The 18,112-nt window shown below is 62.0% G+C and carries 15 protein-coding genes; 6 read left to right on the forward strand and 9 right to left on the reverse strand.

Annotated features, from left to right (window positions below; genetic code table 11):
- Positions 1-67 precede the first annotated feature (67 nt).
- Entirely contained in the window at positions 68-1,882 is a 1,815-nt protein-coding gene (gene typA / locus ACHFB9_RS10385; protein WP_417066960.1) for a translational GTPase TypA, read from the forward strand.
- 144 nt (positions 1,883-2,026) lie between these two features.
- Here the strand turns inward: typA and ACHFB9_RS10390 are convergent, their stop codons facing one another.
- From ACHFB9_RS10390 to cysS, 8 genes are all read right to left on the reverse strand, one after another.
- Positions 2,027-2,869 carry an SDR family oxidoreductase gene (locus tag ACHFB9_RS10390; RefSeq protein WP_417066961.1) on the reverse strand — a complete coding sequence of 281 codons (843 nt, stop codon included), beginning with the start codon at positions 2,867-2,869 and terminating at the stop codon, positions 2,027-2,029.
- A gap of 311 nt (positions 2,870-3,180) precedes the next feature.
- Positions 3,181-5,595: an endopeptidase La gene (gene lon / locus ACHFB9_RS10395; protein ID WP_417066963.1), complete on the reverse strand. Its 2,415-nt coding sequence runs from the start codon at positions 5,593-5,595 to the stop codon at positions 3,181-3,183.
- A gap of 98 nt (positions 5,596-5,693) precedes the next feature.
- Positions 5,694-6,962 (reverse strand): ATP-dependent Clp protease ATP-binding subunit ClpX, encoded by a 1,269-nt coding sequence (gene clpX / locus ACHFB9_RS10400; protein WP_417066964.1) that lies wholly within the window; start codon positions 6,960-6,962, stop codon positions 5,694-5,696.
- 31 nt (positions 6,963-6,993) lie between these two features.
- The gene (gene clpP, locus ACHFB9_RS10405) at positions 6,994-7,656 is read right to left on the reverse strand and encodes an ATP-dependent Clp endopeptidase proteolytic subunit ClpP (protein ID WP_417066966.1); all 663 of its coding nucleotides are present in this window, start codon (positions 7,654-7,656) and stop codon (positions 6,994-6,996) included.
- Positions 7,657-7,668: 12 nt separating this feature from the next.
- The gene (gene tig, locus ACHFB9_RS10410) at positions 7,669-8,976 is read right to left on the reverse strand and encodes a trigger factor (protein ID WP_417066967.1); all 1,308 of its coding nucleotides are present in this window, start codon (positions 8,974-8,976) and stop codon (positions 7,669-7,671) included.
- A 210-nt stretch (positions 8,977-9,186) separates the two neighbouring features.
- Positions 9,187-10,335: a hypothetical protein gene (locus ACHFB9_RS10415; protein ID WP_417066969.1), complete on the reverse strand. Its 1,149-nt coding sequence runs from the start codon at positions 10,333-10,335 to the stop codon at positions 9,187-9,189.
- 117 nt (positions 10,336-10,452) lie between these two features.
- On the reverse strand, positions 10,453-10,791 hold the full coding sequence (locus ACHFB9_RS10420; protein ID WP_417066971.1) for a P-II family nitrogen regulator: 339 nt from the start codon (positions 10,789-10,791) through the stop codon (positions 10,453-10,455).
- Between the two features lie 45 nt (positions 10,792-10,836).
- Positions 10,837-12,216, reverse strand: a complete 1,380-nt coding sequence (cysS, locus tag ACHFB9_RS10425) for a cysteine--tRNA ligase (protein WP_417066972.1) — start codon at positions 12,214-12,216, stop codon at positions 10,837-10,839.
- 144 nt (positions 12,217-12,360) lie between these two features.
- Between cysS and ACHFB9_RS10430 the strand changes: the two genes are divergently transcribed.
- Genes ACHFB9_RS10430 through ACHFB9_RS10450 form a run of 5 tightly spaced genes read left to right on the forward strand, consistent with a single transcriptional unit; the run spans position 12,361 to position 16,537 of the window.
- Positions 12,361-13,521 carry a tetratricopeptide repeat protein gene (locus ACHFB9_RS10430; RefSeq protein ID WP_417066973.1) on the forward strand — a complete coding sequence of 387 codons (1,161 nt, stop codon included), beginning with the start codon at positions 12,361-12,363 and terminating at the stop codon, positions 13,519-13,521.
- Positions 13,521-14,705, forward strand: a complete 1,185-nt coding sequence (locus tag ACHFB9_RS10435) for a L,D-transpeptidase family protein (protein ID WP_417066974.1) — start codon at positions 13,521-13,523, stop codon at positions 14,703-14,705. Before ACHFB9_RS10430 ends, ACHFB9_RS10435 begins: the two co-directional genes overlap by 1 nt.
- Positions 14,702-15,280 carry a peptidylprolyl isomerase gene (locus ACHFB9_RS10440; RefSeq protein WP_417066975.1) on the forward strand — a complete coding sequence of 193 codons (579 nt, stop codon included), beginning with the start codon at positions 14,702-14,704 and terminating at the stop codon, positions 15,278-15,280. Before ACHFB9_RS10435 ends, ACHFB9_RS10440 begins: the two co-directional genes overlap by 4 nt.
- Before the next feature lie 31 nt (positions 15,281-15,311).
- Positions 15,312-15,806, forward strand: coding sequence for a peptidylprolyl isomerase (locus ACHFB9_RS10445; RefSeq protein ID WP_417066977.1), 495 nt, complete (start codon positions 15,312-15,314; stop codon positions 15,804-15,806).
- Complete coding sequence (locus ACHFB9_RS10450; protein ID WP_417066978.1) at positions 15,803-16,537, forward strand: UDP-2,3-diacylglucosamine diphosphatase; 735 nt, start codon at positions 15,803-15,805, stop codon at positions 16,535-16,537. The genes ACHFB9_RS10445 and ACHFB9_RS10450 overlap by 4 nt, the downstream gene beginning before the upstream one ends.
- Before the next feature lie 41 nt (positions 16,538-16,578).
- Here ACHFB9_RS10450 and purF read toward each other — a convergent pair whose 3' ends face one another.
- Positions 16,579-18,105, reverse strand: a complete 1,527-nt coding sequence (gene purF / locus ACHFB9_RS10455; protein ID WP_417066980.1) for an amidophosphoribosyltransferase — start codon at positions 18,103-18,105, stop codon at positions 16,579-16,581.
- Between the last annotated feature and the right edge of the window lie 7 nt (positions 18,106-18,112).

Genomic DNA, 18,112 nt, shown 5'->3' on the forward strand with positions numbered 1-18,112 from the left:
AGCCACCGCTTCGCGGTGCATATGATAGACTTGAAATCTTTTTTCAAAGAAGCTAGGCACCACCCCCATGAGCCGCTCCATCCGCAACATCGCCATCATCGCCCACGTCGACCACGGCAAGACCACGCTGGTCGACCAACTGCTGCGTCAATCGGGAACCTTCCGCGAGAACCAGCAAGTGGCTGAGCGGGTCATGGACTCGAACGACATCGAAAAAGAACGCGGTATCACGATTCTCGCCAAGAACTGCGCGGTCGAATACGGTGACACCCACATCAACATCATCGACACCCCGGGACACGCCGACTTCGGCGGTGAAGTCGAGCGCGTGCTGTCGATGGTCGACGGCGTTCTGCTGCTGGTCGATGCGGTTGAAGGCCCGATGCCGCAAACCCGCTTCGTCACGCGCAAGGCGCTGGCGCTGGGTCTGAAGCCCATCGTCGTGATCAACAAGGTCGACCGCCCGGGCGCTCGTCCGGACTGGGTCATCAACCACACTTTCGATCTGTTCGACAAGCTCGGCGCCACCGAAGAGCAGCTCGACTTCCCGGTCGTCTATGCCTCGGCGCTGAACGGCTATGCAATGCTCGATGCCAGCGAACCCGGCACCGACATGAAGCCGTTGTACGAAGCGATCCTCAAGCACGTTCCGCAACCCGACGTCGACCCTGATGCACCTCTGCAGCTGCAGATCTGCTCGCTCGACTACTCGACCTACGTCGGCCAGCTCGGTATCGGCCGCGTCCGTCACGGTCGCATCCGCCAGAACCAGGAAGTCACCGTGATGTACGGTGAGGAGAACCGCGGTAAGGCCAAGATCGGCCAGATCCTGACCTTCAGCGGTCTGGAACGCAGCCAGGTCGAAGAAGCCGAAGCCGGCGACATCGTGCTGGTCTCCGGCATCGATCAGGTCAATATCGGCGTCACGATCTGTGACCCCAGCGCCCCCGAAGGCATGACCCCGATCGCCGTCGACGAACCGACGTTGACGATGAACTTCATGGTCAACACTTCGCCGCTGGCCGGTCGCGAAGGCAAGTTCGTGACGAGCCGCCAGATCCGCGAACGCCTCGAGAAGGAACTGCTGAAGAACGTCGCGCTGCGCGTGAACTTCACGTCCGACTCCGACGTCTTCGAAGTGTCGGGCCGCGGCGAGCTGCACCTGACCATTCTGGTCGAGAACATGCGCCGCGAAGGCTACGAGCTGGGCGTCGGTCGCCCTCGTGTCGTATACAAGGACATCAACGGCGTCAGAAGCGAACCTTATGAAATGCTGACCGTCGACGTCGAGGAAGGTCACCAGGGTTCGGTCATGGAAGAGCTGGGCCGCCGCCGTGGCGAGCTCCAGGACATGCAGCCGGACGGCAAGGGTCGCACCCGCCTCGAATACCGGATCCCGGCACGCGGCCTGATCGGCTTCCAGGGCGAATTCCTGACCCTGACCCGTGGCACCGGCATTGTCAGCCACGTCTTCGACGACTACGGCCCTGTCGCCGCATCGATGGCCGAACGCCGCAACGGCGTGCTGATCTCGCAGAACGACGGCGAAGCGGTCGCCTACGCGCTGTGGAACCTCCAGGATCGCGGCCGTATGTTCGTGAGCCCCGGCGACGCGCTGTACGAAGGCATGATCATCGGCGTCCACTCGCGTGACAACGACATCGTCGTGAATCCGATCAAGGGCAAGCAGCTGACCAACGTCCGCGCCTCAGGCACCGACGAAGCGGTTCGCCTGGTTCCGCCGATCCAGCTGACGCTCGAGTCGGCGATCGAATTCATCGCCGACGACGAGATCGTCGAAGTGACGCCGCAGTCGATCCGCCTCAGGAAGCGCTATCTGAAGGAAATCGATCGCAAGCGCGCTCAGCGCGGCTCGAACTGATCGTCTTCACGATCTCACGAAAAGGGCGCTTCGGCGCCCTTTTTCTATATCGCCGCCACTCTCATCCGGCCACATCCGCTGACAGCGGGCTCAGAAAAGCCCGCTCGAAGCGGGCCTTCCGGGAAGCGCTTCACCGCTCTGGACTCACTCCCCGGGAGGGAAATCCGTGGAAGCGGCGAGCGCGCTCTGCGCCTCGAAGCCTGCAATCCGCTTGCGCAATGTCGAAATCGTGCTCTCCAGCGCCTGTGAGCCGAGCACGATGCGCAGCGGCGCAGGCTCCACATCGACGCTCTCGATGATGCGCGCCGCCATACGTGCAGGATCTCCGACAGCAAGCCCGTTTTTGGGGTCGAGCATCTTCAGAAAACTGTGTGCCGGAGTGCCGTCGTAGACGGGCGTGAGCTCCGCTACTTGCGCACTGCCGTAGCGAAACTCGGTGCGCGCACCTCCGGGCTCGACGATCGTCACGCCGATCCCGAAGGAGGAAACCTCCTGGGCAACCGACTCGGTGAAGCCTTCTATGCCCCACTTCGTCGCGTGGTACAACGAGTTCCCGGCAAAGGCGACCTGCCCGCCGTAGGACGAGATCTGGATGATGCGCCCACCGCGCTGGGCGCGAAGATGCGGCAGCACGGCGCGGATGAGCTGGATCGATCCGAGCAGATTGGTCGCGACCATCTGATCGACCTGCGCATCGGAAAGCTCCTCCGCCGCGCCGAAAAGGCCATAACCGGCATTGCTGATGATCACATCGATGCGCCCGAGCTTCGCGAATGAGCGCTCGACGACTTCACGGATCGCGGCGACGTCGGTCACGTCGAGCAACTCGGCGTGGAAGGCCTCGGGAAATCGTTCGATCAGATCGCTGACCTTGCTCAGATCGCGAACGGTTCCGACGACACGCTCGCCGCGCACGAGAAGTTGATCGGCAAGCTGGCGGCCAAACCCGCTGCTGACCCCGGTGATGAACCATGTGCGTAGTGACATTGTGAATTCTCCTGAGTACTTGTTGAAGTCGTCACCGCCTGACGCTTCTTCGCGCAGAAGCAAACCGAAGGCTGAACCCTCGGCAGGAGATCCGGATTCCCCTTGCGCCCAGCGGTCATTCGAAAGCACAGATAGTAGCGAGGGGGAGAAAATGGATTAAGAGCTCTCCCACGCATGCGCTTATGCACTGATTTCATCAATCGGTGGCCGACCCAAGAACTGCCCACACGCCTCGCGAGGTGATTCGCGACAATGCAGTCAGAGATAAAAAAACCCGCCGAGGCGGGTTTTTTCTGGTCTACATCGATCGATCAGTGCTTCAGCTCGGCCAAGTCGGCCGCTTCAGGGGCGGGAGGCGGCACAGCCGGCGCGGACTCGACGTCGGGCAGAGGCGTCGGAACGCGTTCGAGCGCGAGTTCGAGCACCTTGTCGAACCACTGGACCGGGATCACTTCGATCTTCTGGGTCAGATCGGGCGGCATCTCCTGCAGATCCTTGAGATTCTCGTGCGGAATCAGCGCGGTCTTGATTCCGCCGCGCACCGCGGCGAGCAGCTTCTCCTTGAGGCCACCGATCGGCAGAACTTCGCCTCTGAGCGTGATCTCGCCGGTCATCGCGACATCGGAGCGAACCGGAATTCCGGTCAACACCGACACCAGCGCCGTCGCGATCGCGATACCCGCCGAAGGACCGTCCTTGGGCGTCGCACCTTCGGGAAGGTGGATGTGGATATCGCTCTTCTGGTAGAAGTCATCACTGATGCCCAGCGAGCGAGCGCGCTTCCTGACAACAGACAGCGCCGCCTGGATCGATTCCTGCATCACTTCGCCGAGTTTGCCGGTCGTCAGCACCTTGCCCTTGCCGGGCAGAGCAACCGATTCGATCGTCAGCAGCTCGCCACCGACCTCGGTCCAGGCCAGCCCGGTCACCTGACCGATCTGGTTCTCCTTCTCGGCGACCCCGAAGCTGAAGCGGCGCACCCCGAGGTATTTGTCGAGGTTCGCAGCATCGACGACAACCTTGGCTGAGCCCTTCTGGATCACGAGGCTCTTGACCACCTTGCGGCAGATTTTCGAGATGTCGCGCTCCAGGCTGCGCACGCCGGCTTCTCGCGTGTAATAGCGAATGATGTCGCGCAGCGCGTCCTCAGTGACCGACAGCTCCTGGGGCTTCAGGCCATTGACCTTCATCTGCTTGGGCACCAGATAGCGCGTCGCGATGCTGACCTTCTCGTCTTCCGTGTAACCGGACAGGCGGATGATCTCCATCCGGTCGAGCAAAGGCGCCGGGATGTTCAGGCTGTTCGCGGTCGCGACGAACATCACGTCGGAGAGGTCGTACTCGACTTCGACGTAATGGTCAACGAAAGTACCGTTCTGCTCAGGATCGAGCACTTCGAGCAGGGCCGAACTGGGGTCACCGCGGAAATCGGCGCCCATCTTGTCCACTTCGTCGAGCAGGAAGAGCGGGTTGCGCACGGCAACCTTGTTCATGTTCTGCAGGATCTTTCCCGGCATCGAACCGATGTAGGTGCGCCGATGGCCGCGAATCTCCGCCTCGTCGCGCACGCCGCCCAGACTCATCCGGACGAACTTGCGGTTCGTCGCCCGCGCGATCGACTGCCCTAGCGAAGTCTTGCCGACTCCGGGAGGTCCGACCAGGCACAGAATAGGAGCTTTGAGCTTTTCGACCCGCTGCTGAACGGCCAGATACTCGAGGATGCGCTCCTTGACCTTCTCGAGGCCATGGTGATCCTTGTCCAGGATCTCCTGGGCCGCGGTCAGATCCTTGCTGATCCGCGACTTCTTCTTCCAGGGAAGGCCCAGCAGCGTATCGATGAAGTTGCGCACAACCGTCGCTTCGGCGGACATCGGCGACATCAGCTTGAGCTTCTTCAGTTCAGACTGGGCTTTGGCAGTCGCTTCCTTGCTCATGCCGGCCGCGGCGATCTTCTTGTCGAGATCGTCGAGATCGGCGCCCTCCTCGCCTTCACCCAGTTCCTTCTGGATCGCCTTGACCTGCTCGTTCAGGTAGTACTCGCGCTGGCTCTTCTCCATCTGGCGCTTGACGCGCCCACGGATGCGCTTTTCGACCTGCAGGATATCGAGTTCGGTTTCGAGCTGGGCGAGCAGACGCTCAAGCCTCGGCACGACGCCCGACAACTCGAGGATCGCCTGTTTCTGTTCGAGCTTGAGCGGAAGGTGGGCCGCAATCGTGTCGGCCAACCGGCCCGGCTCATCGATCCCGGCCAGCGAGGTCAGGATCTCGGGCGGAATCTTCTTGTTCAGTTTTACGTACTGGTCGAACTGGGCCAGAATCGCCCGCCTCATCGCTTCGATCTCGTGGTTTTCACCATCGCTCGAAACGATGGCGCTGACCTCGGCCACGAATAGCGTGAGCTGATCTTCGACGCGGACGATCGAAGCGCGCTGGGCGCCTTCGACCAACACCTTGACCGTGCCGTCGGGCAGCTTGAGCATCTGCAGGATGTTGGCGATACAGCCAACCGGATAGAGATCCTCGGCCGTCGGTTCATCCTTGGCGGCGGACTTCTGCGCGACCAGCAGGATGCTCTTCGAGGATTCCATCGCCGCTTCCAGCGCCTTGATGGATTTCGGGCGCCCAACGAAGAGCGGGATCACCATGTGCGGGAAAACAACGACATCCCGCAGCGGCAGCAGCGGGAGTTCGAGAACTTCAGGGGACAGATCAGGCAGGCTTGCCATGTGGGTTTCCTTTTATCCAGGCTACCGGGGATATGGGATCCCCGGCACGGATTTCAAGCAGGCCTGGTTCGGGCCGGATTCCGACGCCGGAGCGCTCGTCAGTTCGAGCCCGATACCTTGGGTTGCTCCGCATAGATCAGCAGAGGTTTGCCACTGCCGTCTATCGTCGCTTCGTCGATGACCACCTTCGCAACATTCTCCATACCGGGCAGCTCGTACATCGTATCGAGCAGCGTCGCTTCGAGAATGGAGCGCAGGCCGCGCGCACCGGTCTTGCGCTTGAGCGCCTTGCGCGCAATCGCCTGCATCGCGGTCGGACGCACTTCGAGCTCAACCCCTTCCATCGTGAAGAGCTTCTGGTACTGCTTGACCAGAGCGTTCTTCGGTTCGACCAGGATCTGGATCAGCGCCGCCTCATCGAGTTCCTGCAACGTCGCAACGACCGGCAGGCGGCCAATGAACTCGGGGATCAGACCGTACTTGATCAGATCCTCGGGTTCGACACCGCGCAGCGCCTCGCTGACGTTGCGGGCATCGCGGCTGCGCACGTCGGCGCCGAAACCGATGCCGATCTGCTCGGAACGGTTGCGGATGACTTTTTCGAGGCCGTCAAATGCACCGCCGCAGATGAACAGGATGTTGGTCGTATCGACCTGGACGAAGTCCTGATTCGGGTGCTTGCGCCCGCCCTGGGGCGGCACCGCGGCGACCGTGCCTTCGATCAGCTTCAGCAGCGCCTGCTGGACACCTTCGCCCGACACGTCGCGGGTGATCGAAGGGTTGTCCGACTTGCGCGAGATCTTGTCGATCTCGTCGATGTAGACGATGCCCTGCTGGGCCTTGTCGACATCGTAGTCGCACTTCTGCAGCAGCTTCTGGATGATGTTCTCGACGTCCTCACCGACATAGCCGGCTTCGGTCAAAGTCGTCGCATCGGCCATCACGAAAGGCACGTTCAGCAGACGAGCCAGAGTCTGGGCGAGCAGGGTCTTGCCCGAGCCGGTCGGCCCGATCAGCAGGATGTTGCTCTTTGCGATCTCGACTTCGTCGGTGCGCGAGCTCTGATGACGCAGGCGCTTGTAGTGGTTGTAGACGGCAACCGACAGGATGCGCTTGGCCGGATCCTGGCCGATCACATACTGGTCAAGGATGGCGCCGATCTCCTTCGGAGTCGGCAGCTCGCCGCGTTCGGCGCGCACCGCCGTCTCTCCGCCCACTTCATCGCGGATGATGTCATTGCACAGCTCGATGCACTCGTCGCAGATGAAGACCGACGGACCTGCGATCAGCTTCTTGACCTCGTGCTGACTCTTGCCACAGAACGAGCAATACAAGAGCTTTTCTCCACCGTTCTTTTTCTCGCTCATCGTTCGGTAGCCTCTCTGCCAAAAACCACTGTCACTTTTTGCCTTGCTCGTCGGCCGGACTACGGCTGGTGAGCACTCGGTCGACGAGGCCGTACGCGACCGCCTCATCCGCCGACATGAAATTGTCCCGGTCGGTGTCGCGCTCGATCTGCTCGACGCTCTGACCGGTGTTGCGGGCGAGGATCTCATTGAGACTCGCGCGCAGCTTCAGGATCTCGCGGGCGTGGATTTCGATGTCCGTCGCCTGCCCCTGGAAACCGCCCAGAGGCTGGTGGATCATCACCCGCGAATTGGGCAGCGCGACGCGCTTGCCGCGCGCGCCAGCCGAGAGCAGGAAGGCCCCCATGCTGGCGGCCTGGCCCACACACAGCGTGCTGACATCGGGCTTGACGAACTGCATGGTGTCGTAGATCGCCATGCCTGCCGTAACCGATCCTCCCGGAGAATTGATATAGAAATAGATATCCTTGTCCGGATTGTCCGCTTCGAGGAACAGCAACTGCGCGACGACAAGATTAGCCGTCGCATCGTTGACCGGCCCCACAAGGAACACGATGCGTTCCTTGAGCAAGCGAGAGTAGATGTCGTAGGCGCGTTCTCCCCGACCGCTCTGCTCCACGACCATAGGCACCAGACCGAGCCCTTGCGGTTCCCAGTTCGACTGCCACGAAGCATTGGTTCGATTACTGTTCATCATGCCCTGCCATCAGTTGGCGGTATGACCCATGAAAGAGTCAAAAGCGACCGGCTTGTCGCTGACCTGAACGGTGTTCAGAATCCAGCTCACCACGTTGTCTTCGATCACCATCGCTTCGACCTGAGCGAGGCGCTCAGGCTGAGCGTAGTACCACTTCACGACTTCGGCCGGATCCTCGAAGCTCTGCGCATTGTCGTCGACCATCGCACGGACCTGCTCGGGCTTGGCATGCAGCTCGTTCTTCTTGACGATCTCGGAAAGCACGAGGCCCAGCTTGACGCGGCGCACGGCCTGGTCGGCGAACCAGGAGGGCTCAACCGGCAGCTTCTTGACATCCATGCCACGCGACGCGAAATCACGGCGAGCGTTCTCGGCGAGCTGAGCGCTTTCCATCTCAACCAGCGCCTTGGGCACTTCGATCGGGTTCGCTTCAAGCAGCAGATTCATCGCCTGTTCCTTGACCGCAGCCTGAACGCGGCGGCGCACTTCACGCTCGAGGTTGGACTTCACCTCTTCGCGCATCTTTGCGACATCGCCATCGGCAACACCCAGAGCACGAGCAAAGTCGGCATCGACTTCGGGCAGCTTCGCGGCTTCGATCTTCTTGACCGTAATCGCGAACTGAACCGTCTGGCCAGCCAGATCCTTGGCCTGGTAGTTCTCGGGGAAAGTCAGATCGAAAGTCTTCGCGTCACCGACCTTCGCGCCGTCGAGCTGGGTTTCGAACTCGGGCAGCAGGGTTCCGGCGCCGAGCACCAGAGCGAAATCGGTCGCGCTGCCGCCGGCGAAAGCTTCGCCATCGCGGGTACCGACGAAATCGATCGTCACGCGGTCATCCTTCGCAGCGACCTTATCCGCCGCTTCGTAGCTGACGCGCTGCTTGCGCAGGATTTCGATCGTGCGATCGACTTCCGCTTCACCGACTTCGAGTTGCGGACGTTCCAGAGTCTTGGCGGACACGTCAGCCAGAGCGATCTCGGGGTAGACCTCGAAGACAGCCGAGAACTCCAGAACCCCTTCGGCGGAAGCTTCCTTGGCTTCGATCCGGGGTTGCCCTGCTACGCGCAGGTTCTGCTCGCGCACCTTTTCACCAAAAGCCTTCTCGACAGCCGAGCCGATCGCTTCGCTGCGCAGCTGATAACCGTAGTTCTGTTCAACGATCTTCAGCGGCACCTTGCCGGCACGGAATCCGGGCATCTTGACGGTGCGGGCGAGCTTCTTGAGGCGCTGACCGACATCACTTTCGATGTCGGAAAGGGCGACGGACATATCGATGCGGCGCTCGAGCGCGCCAAGCGTCACTTCGTTGGTCTGCATTCAGTCTATTCCTTGGACACGACGGAAGGGCAAGCGCAATTTCCAGAAATAGGGCAAAAACAGCCCCATTCCGGCAATCACTACGCCCCGATGGGCGGATCTTAGCACAGCCTAATCCCCCGCCATCCCCACCCCGCGCTCCCGGGCACCTGCGATGAGCCGGATCTGGCGAGAGAAAAGGCGTGCACGCGCACGCGCCGAGGTCAAACCCTAGTTCGCTGGAGTCTGAAATGCGCCGGGCGAACGCTGCCCCGCAGCCAGGCTCCGCGTTGTCCGCGGATGCACATACTCGGCATCAGGAGAGAGCGTCACCCCATCGAGTTTGACGGGCTGCGCCTTGCCAAGCAGAGGGCTGGCATGGGCGAGGCGGTAATCATCGCGGATCGCGTTCGCGAAAACATCGAGACCAGCGACATGATTGCCTTCGACGAGACCGGAGAGATTGCGCGAGAAGCCGGGAGCGAGGCCGACCAGCAGGTTATTGACCGCAACGAGGCGCACCGCGCCGGGCCGGACGTCGAGCATGATCCCCGGCCTCGCCCTGTCGTCGACCAGGGTATTGAAGACAAGCGTCAGCGAATTGACCGGCCAGCGATAGCCCTCGGCGCCATAGGAGACGATCTTCGAATTCTCGGTCGTGCTCGATTGCTCGATCAGGTTGCCGAGCACCAGCGCCCGCCCACCGTTCGGAAACTCCAGCTCGTAGCTCGCCCGGCCACCGATCTCGTCGGTCAGCCGGTTGTAGCGGATGTCGTTATCGCGGGCACGACTTTTCAGCAGATGGCCGACCTTCGCGTGGTGAAAATAGCTTCCCCGAACGACCAAGCGGTCAATCGCGCCGACATAGAGGTTATGGCTCTGCCCATCTCCCGCGCCATTGTGTCCGAACTCGCTGTTCTCTATCGTCAGTGTCATTCCCGGATTACCGGCCGTCAGGATGCCGTTTTCGTTATCCAGAAAGCGGCAGTTGCGCACCGTCAGCGAGCCCAGCTCGAAACGGATGCCGGCGCCGTTGCGGTCGGGAACACGCGCGCCGCGAAACTCTATGCCTTCGACGTGAACCTGCTGCCCGCGCAGCACCAGAATCCCTTTGCCTTCAGCGGCCCGCCCCATCGCAAGCAAACGGGTCTTGCCGGCGACACCGCGGATCGTCAGCCGGCTCTGCGCGAAGACGGCAACCTCGCCCCGGAAATCCCCGGCCGCCAGCGAAATCGTATCGCCATCCTTCGCGCGCCGCGCAGCATCCTCAAGAGATATCTTCCCTCCCGGCTCGATCGCGATGACCTCGGCCCGGGCGAGGCCGGCAGCCCAGAGATGCGGAACAAGGGCGAGAGCGGCGAGAACGAATTTCGACGGCATTGCGGGTCCCTGACAAGTACGACGCGGAATGCCCATGATAAAGAAGGGCTTCACGGCGACACCGTGAAGCCCTTCCGGAAAACGCGCAGTTTCGCCGCCCGAGGCGGCGAAACCAGATCAGATGGCTGCTTCGTCGGTTTCTCCGGTGCGGATGCGGACCACCTGCTCGACAGGCATCACGAAGATCTTGCCATCGCCGATCTTACCGGTCCGCGCCGCCTTGATCACCGCATCGATGGCCTGCTCCACGACGTGATCGGCGATGACGACTTCGATCTTAATCTTGGGCAGGAAATCGACAACGTACTCGGCTCCCCGGTACAGCTCGGTGTGCCCTTTCTGACGTCCAAAGCCCTTGACTTCGGTCACGGTCAGACCCGTCACTCCGACCTCGGACAAGGCTTCACGCACTTCGTCGAGCTTGAAAGGCTTGATGATCGCTTCGATCTTCTTCATGTCTTCCTCCTTGTTGGTTCAAACACACCCAGGAACGGGACGGCCTCACCCCCGCCGCCAGATCGTCCCCTGAGCAGAATCTTCGAGCACTATTGCTTGCGCTTTCAACTGATCCCGGATCGCATCGGAACGCGCAAAATCGCGCGCCTTCTTGGCCGCGGCCCGCTCCGCGATCAGCGCTTCAATCTGCTCGGCCGAGAGCCCCCCCTGCGCGGCACCGCCTTGCAGAAAATCGTTTGGCGAGCGCTGCAGCAGACCCAGCACGCCGCCGAGCGCTCGCAGCAGGCCGGCCAGAGTTCCCGAACGGGTACGCAGAACCTCGCTGGCGAGTTCGAAGAGCACGGCAACCGCCTCGGGCGTATTGAAATCATCATCCATCGCCACCCGGAAACGGTCCGCATAGGGCGCCGCCCAGTCGATTTCGACCGCTTCGGCCGGCACATCGCGCAAGGCCGTATAGAGCCGGGTCAGTGCGTTCTTCGCGTCGACGAGCAGCTCTTCCGTATAGTTGATCTGGCTGCGATAGTGCGAGCGCACGACGAAGAAGCGGATCACTTCGGCATCGAACCTCTTCAGCGCATCGCGGATCGTGAAGAAGTTGCCGAGCGACTTCGACATCTTCTCGGCATTGACGTTGAGCGAGCCGGCGTGCATCCAGACGTTCGCAAAGCTGCACTGATGGGCGCCTTCGCTCTGCGCAATCTCGTTCTCATGGTGAGGGAAGCGCAGATCGGGACCGCCGCCATGGATATCCAGCGTCTTGCCGAGGATGGCGCCGCTCATCGCCGAGCACTCGATGTGCCAGCCAGGGCGCCCCGCACCCCAGCGCGAAACCCATTTCGTCTCGGCCGGCTCAGTCGGCTTGGCCGCCTTCCAGAGCACGAAGTCGAGCGGGTCGCGCTTGGTCGAGTTGACCTCGATCCGCTCGCCAGCCCGCAGATCGTCGAGCGATTTGCCCGAGAGCTTTCCATAGCCGGGAAACTTGCGCACCGCGTAGTTGACGTCGCCATCGGCCGCCTGATAGGCGAGGCCGTTCGCCTCGAGCGCCTCGATCAGTTCGAGCATCTGCGGCACAAACTGGGTCGCGCGCGGTTCGAGATCGGGGGCTTCATTGCCCAGCGCAGCGAAGTCCTCGCTCATCGCACCGATCATCCGCTCGGTCAGCGCGTAAATGCTCTCGCCGTTTTCGGTCGCGCGGCGGATGATCTTGTCGTCGATGTCGGTGATGTTGCGGACATAGGTCACCGCGTATCCGCTTGCCCTGAGCCAGCGCTGAACCACATCGAAACCGATCACGGTGCGCGCATGTCCCAGATGGCAGAAGTCATAGACCGTAATGCCGCAGACATAGAGCCGAACCTTGCCGGGTTCGATGCTCTTGAACAGTTGTTTCTGCCGGGTCAGGGAATTGTAAATCGTCAGCATAGTGTGGAATCGCGTTGAACGGATCTGGCCGCGCTCGGGCAAAAAAGCGCCTCTGGCACTTCGCACCGTGATACGCCCCGACCTTGTTGGTAGAATGTCAGGTTGAATGTGGGCGAATGGCGCCTGCGAATCGATGGTAGCACAATGATCTCAAGACCCTTCGTTAGCCTTGCCCGCTCATGCCTCCTCGCGTTGATCTGCGTATCAGGCGTCCCCGCCTGGGCCGAAGCGGGAATTGCCGAAGTTCAGACTCTGCTCAGGCAGGCGAATTATCCGGCCGCGCTGACCCGGGTCAACGCGCTGCTCGCGAAGACCCCGAACGATGCTCAAGCCCGCTTTGCCAAGGGCGTGATCCTGACCGAACTCAAACGCAACAATGAAGCGATCGCGGTCTACCTGGCCCTTGCCAAGGACAGACCCGACCTGCCCGAGCCCTATAACAACCTGGCGGTCATCTACGCTCAGCAAAAGCAGTACGACAAGGCCAAGGCCGCGCTGGAGCAGGCGATCCGCACTCATCCGGCCTATGCGACCGCGCACGAAAACCTCGGCGACGTCTATGCCAAGCTGGCGAGCCAGGCCTATGACAAGGCTCTGCAGATCGATTCGGCCAACACCCACGCCCAGACCAAGCTCGCGCAGATCCGCGACCTGATGAGCGCCCCGACGCCCCGGCCCGGTCAGCTTCAGCCCAAGGCTCCGACTCTGGCCACCGCGCCCGCGAAGCCGGCGCCCGTGCCGACTCCGCCCGCCAAACCCGTTGCCGTGCCCACTCCGGTCAAGCCTGTCCAGGTCGCAAAGGTCGAGACCAAACCAGCCCCCAAGCCGGTTCTGCTTGCCAAGGCCGAGCCCAAGGCGCCGGTCAAACCCGAACCCCGGACGGATGCGAAGAGCGCCGCCAAGGAAACCAATGCCGACGCGAAGGATGCCCGCCTGGCGGCCCGAGCGGCGGCCAAGGATGCCAACGAGGAAGCGCAGGTGCAAAAGCTCGTCAAATCCTGGGCAAGCTCGTGGTCGCGCAAGGACGTGCATGGCTATCTCTCTCACTACGCTTCCGACTTCAAGACGCCGAACGCGATGGCCCGCAAGGCCTGGGAGGCTGAACGCGAATCGCGCCTGACCAAGCCCGGCAAGATCAGCGTCGAAGTCGAGAAGCTGAAGGTGAAGATCGACGGTGACGAAGCGACCGTGCGCTTCCGCCAGAGCTACGATTCAGCCAACCTGAAGAGCTCCAGCGGCAAGACCCTGGTTCTCAAGCGCATCAAGGGTCGCTGGCAGATCCAGCAGGAACGGATTGGCGGCTGATGAAAAGCTCACTCAAACGGCTCGGCCTCGCCGCGGCGATCGCACTGCTCCTCTCGCCCGCCCAGGCCCAGAGGCTGGGTCCGGTCTCGGACAGCGGCCCCGAGGCCTCGCTGTCGAAGATCTTCGACGACATCGACCACAACCGGCTCAGCAGCGCGCTTGAACGCACCGAAGCGCTGCTGAAGGTCTATCCGAACTTCCGCCTCGCGCACATGATCGAAGGCGATCTGCTGCTGACCCGGGCCGGCCGCATAGGCGGTTTCGGCGCCGGGATTCCGCGCGACAAGGCCGCCGATCTGCGCGATGAGGCGATCGTCCGGCTCAAGGCCTACCGCGACAAGCCGGCCACCCATGCGATGCCGCGCTATCTGATGCAGATGCAGGCGGATCAGAAGTACGCGATCGTCGTCGACACGAAGCGCTCTCGTCTCTATCTGTATGAGAACACACGTGGTCGCCCGCACTTCGTCGCGGATTACTACATCACGCACGGCAAGGAAGGCTCGGACAAACTGCGCGAAGGCGACGGCAAGACGCCGGTCGGTGTCTACCATGTGACATCCAGCGTCCCGCGCAACAAGCTGACCGATTACTACGGAATAGGCGCCTATCCGCTGAACTACCCGAACGAATGGGACAAGCTCAAGGGACGCTCGGGCCATGGCATCTGGCTGCATGGCGTGCCGAGCAACACCCTGTCCCGGCCACCCCGGGCATCCGATGGCTGCGTCGTTCTGGCCAATGGCGACCTCAACGCGGTCGCGTCCAAGCTGCAGATCGGCCTGACTCCGGTGATCATCTCCGATCAGATCGAATGGCTGAGCCTCGACGACTGGCAGAAGGAGCGGGGCGCACTGCGCCGCGAAATCGAATCCTGGCGCCAGGACTGGGAGAGCGGCAACACCGACCTGTACCTGAGGCATTACGCGCGCGGCTTCAAGAGCGATAACGCGACCCGCGCCCAGTGGGCGAGCTACAAGCGTTCCGTCGCAACCGACAAGCGCTGGGTCAAGGTGAAGATCAGCAACATCGGCATGTTCCGCAGCCCCGGCAAGGACGAGCTGGTCGTCGTCACCTTCGATCAGGACTACCGCAGCAACAACCACTCCCAGACCGCGCAGAAGCGCCAATACTGGATCAAGGAAAACGGACAATGGAAAATCTTCTACGAGGGGCTGGCATGATCGCCACCCTGCGCCGCCTCACCCTGCTCTGCTTCGCGCTCTGCGCCCTCGGCGCGCAGGCAGCCGAGCACCCGCGCGTCAAGCTCGAAACCGACCAGGGGGTAATCCTTGTCGAACTCTATCCGGAGAAGGCCCCCAAATCGGTCGCCAACTTCCTCGCCTATGTCGACAGCGGCTTCTACGACAAAACGATCTTCCACCGCGTGATCCGCAATTTCGTGATCCAGGGCGGCGGCATGGATGCGACGATGCGCGAGAAACCGACGCGCGCCCCGATCGCCAATGAAGCGAAGAACGGTCTGAAGAACGAAGTCGGAACGCTCGCGATGGCGCGCACCAGCGATCCGAACTCGGCCTCGTCGCAGTTCTTCATCAACCTGAGGAACAACAGCAACCTCGATTACCCGTCCTTCGACGGATGGGGTTATGCGGTGTTCGGCAAGGTCGTCGAAGGCCTCGCGATCGTTCAGAAGATCAGCCGCGTTCAGACCGGCACGGTCGGTCCAATGGAAGACGTTCCGAAAACCCCGGTCGTGCTGAAGACGGCCCGCCGCGTCGCCGCCGCCAAGAAATAAGCCGCCTCTCTACCCTGAAACAGGAAAATAAATGATCAAACTGCACACCTCGCTCGGCACGATCACGCTCGAACTCGACGCCGAAAAAGCCCCCAAGACGGTCGCCAACTTCGTCGAATACGTCAAGGCCGGCCACTACGACGGCACGATCTTCCACCGCGTCATCGACGGTTTCATGATCCAGGGCGGCGGCATGACGCCCGACATGGAACAGAAGCCGACGCGCGAGAGCATCGAAAACGAAGCGGCCAACGGTCTAAAGAACCTGCGCGGCACGATCGCGATGGCGCGCACCAATGCGCCGCACTCGGCGACCGCCCAGTTCTTCATCAACGTCGCCGACAACGACTTTCTGAATTTCCGCTCCGCTGATGCGAACGGTTTCGGCTATTGCGTGTTCGGCAAGGTCGTCGAAGGCCTCGACGTTGTCGAGCAGATCCGCGCGGTCAAGACCGGTCGCCGGGGTTTCTATCAGGACGTTCCGGCGACCGACGTCGTCATCGAGCGGGCTGAACTGGTGGAATGAGTTCCCCGACGCAAATCCATTTCATCGCCGATCTGCATCTTTCGCCGGCCCAGCCGGCGACGCTTGCGGCTTTCGCCCGCTACATCGCGGGTCCGGCGCGCTCGGCTGATGCGCTCTACATCCTCGGCGATCTCTTCGACGCCTGGCCCGGAGATGACGCACTGGCAAGCCCAGCGGTCCAACCGATCGTTCAGGCTCTGGCTTCGCTCGCCGCGTCCGGCTGCAAGCTCAGCTTCATCGCCGGCAACCGGGACTTTCTGATCGGCGAAGCGTTCGCGAAGGCAGCCCGGCTGACGCTGCTGCAGGAGGCGGCGGCGATCGATCTGGACGGGAAGGCATTCGTGCTGATGCACGGCGACTCGCTCTGCACCGATGATGTCGCCTATCAGAAACTCCGCGCCATGGTCCGCGACCCGGTCTGGCAGGCCGCCGTGCTCGCCAAACCGCTGGCGGAGCGTCAGGCAATGGCCACCGATGCTCGCCAGCAGAGCGAGGAGTCGAAACAGGTCAAGAGCAGCGGGATCATGGACGTCAACGCCGAGGCGCTCGCCGCCTGCCTGCGCGACTCAGGCTACGCTGACCTGATCCACGGCCACACACACCGGCCGGCGCAGCACAAAGTCGAAGTCGATGGCCATGCTTGCACGCGCTGGGTTCTGCCCGACTGGCACGACAAGGCAGTCTGGCTCGAATGGCGGCAAGGCCAGGGGCTGAGCTTTCAGTCCCTGTAATCTGCGGACAGAAAAACGGCGCCCCTGGGCGCCGTTTTTTATCAGTCTCCACCCTCTCCACTGAGGTTCAGGTCGCAAGCCCCCTCCTCCTCTTCGTCCTCATCAGAGGCTCCCGAAGAGCGTGCGTTCTCGACCCCGTTCAGATACTCGGGCGTGATGTCGCCGGTCACATAGACGCCATCGAAACAGGATGCCTCGAAGCGCTCGATCGCCGGGTTCAGAACCCGCATCGAAGCCTTCAGATCATCGAGATCCTGGTAGATCAGCGCATTGGCGCCAATCTCGGCGGCAATCTGATCCTCGCTGCGGCCCGAGGCGATCAGCTCGCTGGGCGACGGCATATCGATGCCATAGACGTTCGGATAGCGGACCGGGGGCGCAGCCGAGGCCATATAGACCTTCGTGGCGCCCGCCTCACGGGCCATATTGATGATCTCGCGGCTGGTCGTTCCGCGGACGATCGAATCATCGACGAGAAGCACGTTCTTGCCCGCGAATTCCTGGTGGATCGCGTTGAGCTTCTGACGCACCGACTTCTTGCGCACCGCCTGGCCCGGCATGATGAAGGTGCGGCCGATGTAGCGGTTCTTGACGAAGCCCTCCCGGTAGGGAAGATTCAGGCGGTTCGCGAGTTCCATCGCTGAAGGACGGCTGGAGTCGGGGATCGGGATCACGACATCGATCTTCAGCTCGGGCGCAGTGCGGGTGATCTTGTCGGCAAGGTATTCGCCCATCTTGATCCGGCTGTCATAGACCGAGACGCCATCGATCAGCGAGTCGGGACGCGCCAGATAGACATACTCGAACAGGCAGGGCGTCAGTTCCGCCCCGCTCGCGCACTGCTGGCTCTGCAGATTGCCCTGGGTGTCGATCAGCACGGCTTCGCCCGGTGCGATATCGCGCATCAGCTTGAAGCCGAGCACGTCGATCGCGACGCTCTCCGAGGCGACCAGATACTCGGTCCCGGCGGCGGTCTCGTTGCTGCCGATCACGAGGGGACGGATGCCGTGCGGATCGCGGAAGGCGAGCAGACCATAGCCCGAGATCATCACGACTGCGGCATAGGCTCCCTTGACGCGCTTCTGCACGCCGGCTACTGCGCGGAAGATCGCCTCGGCATCAAGCCTGGGCCCCTTGACCTGGCCTTGCAGCTCGTGCGCGAGCACGTTGAGCAGCACTTCCGAGTCGGAATTCGTATTGATGTGGCGAAGGTCGGCGAGGAACATCTCGCGCTTGAGTTCTTCGGCATTGGTCAGATTGCCGTTGTGTGCAAGCATCAGCCCGAACGGCGAATTGACGTAGAAAGGCTGAGCTTCGGCCGGGTTATAGGCCGAGCCGGCGGTCGGGTAACGGCAGTGGCCTATCCCCCAGTTACCGGTCAGGTTGCGCATGTTGCGGGTACGGAAAACGTCCCGCACCAGGCCAGACCCTTTATGCATGTGGAAACGCCCTTGATGGGCCGTGGCAATGCCGGCTGCGTCCTGCCCCCGGTGCTGGAGCACCTGCAAACCGTCATAGAGAATCTGATTGACGGGCGTGGTAGCGACCACGCCGAGAATCCCGCACATCTTGCGT

Origin of the sequence: Niveibacterium terrae, from assembly GCF_048213115.1 — a bacterium.
GTDB lineage: Bacteria > Pseudomonadota > Gammaproteobacteria > Burkholderiales > Rhodocyclaceae > Niveibacterium > Niveibacterium terrae.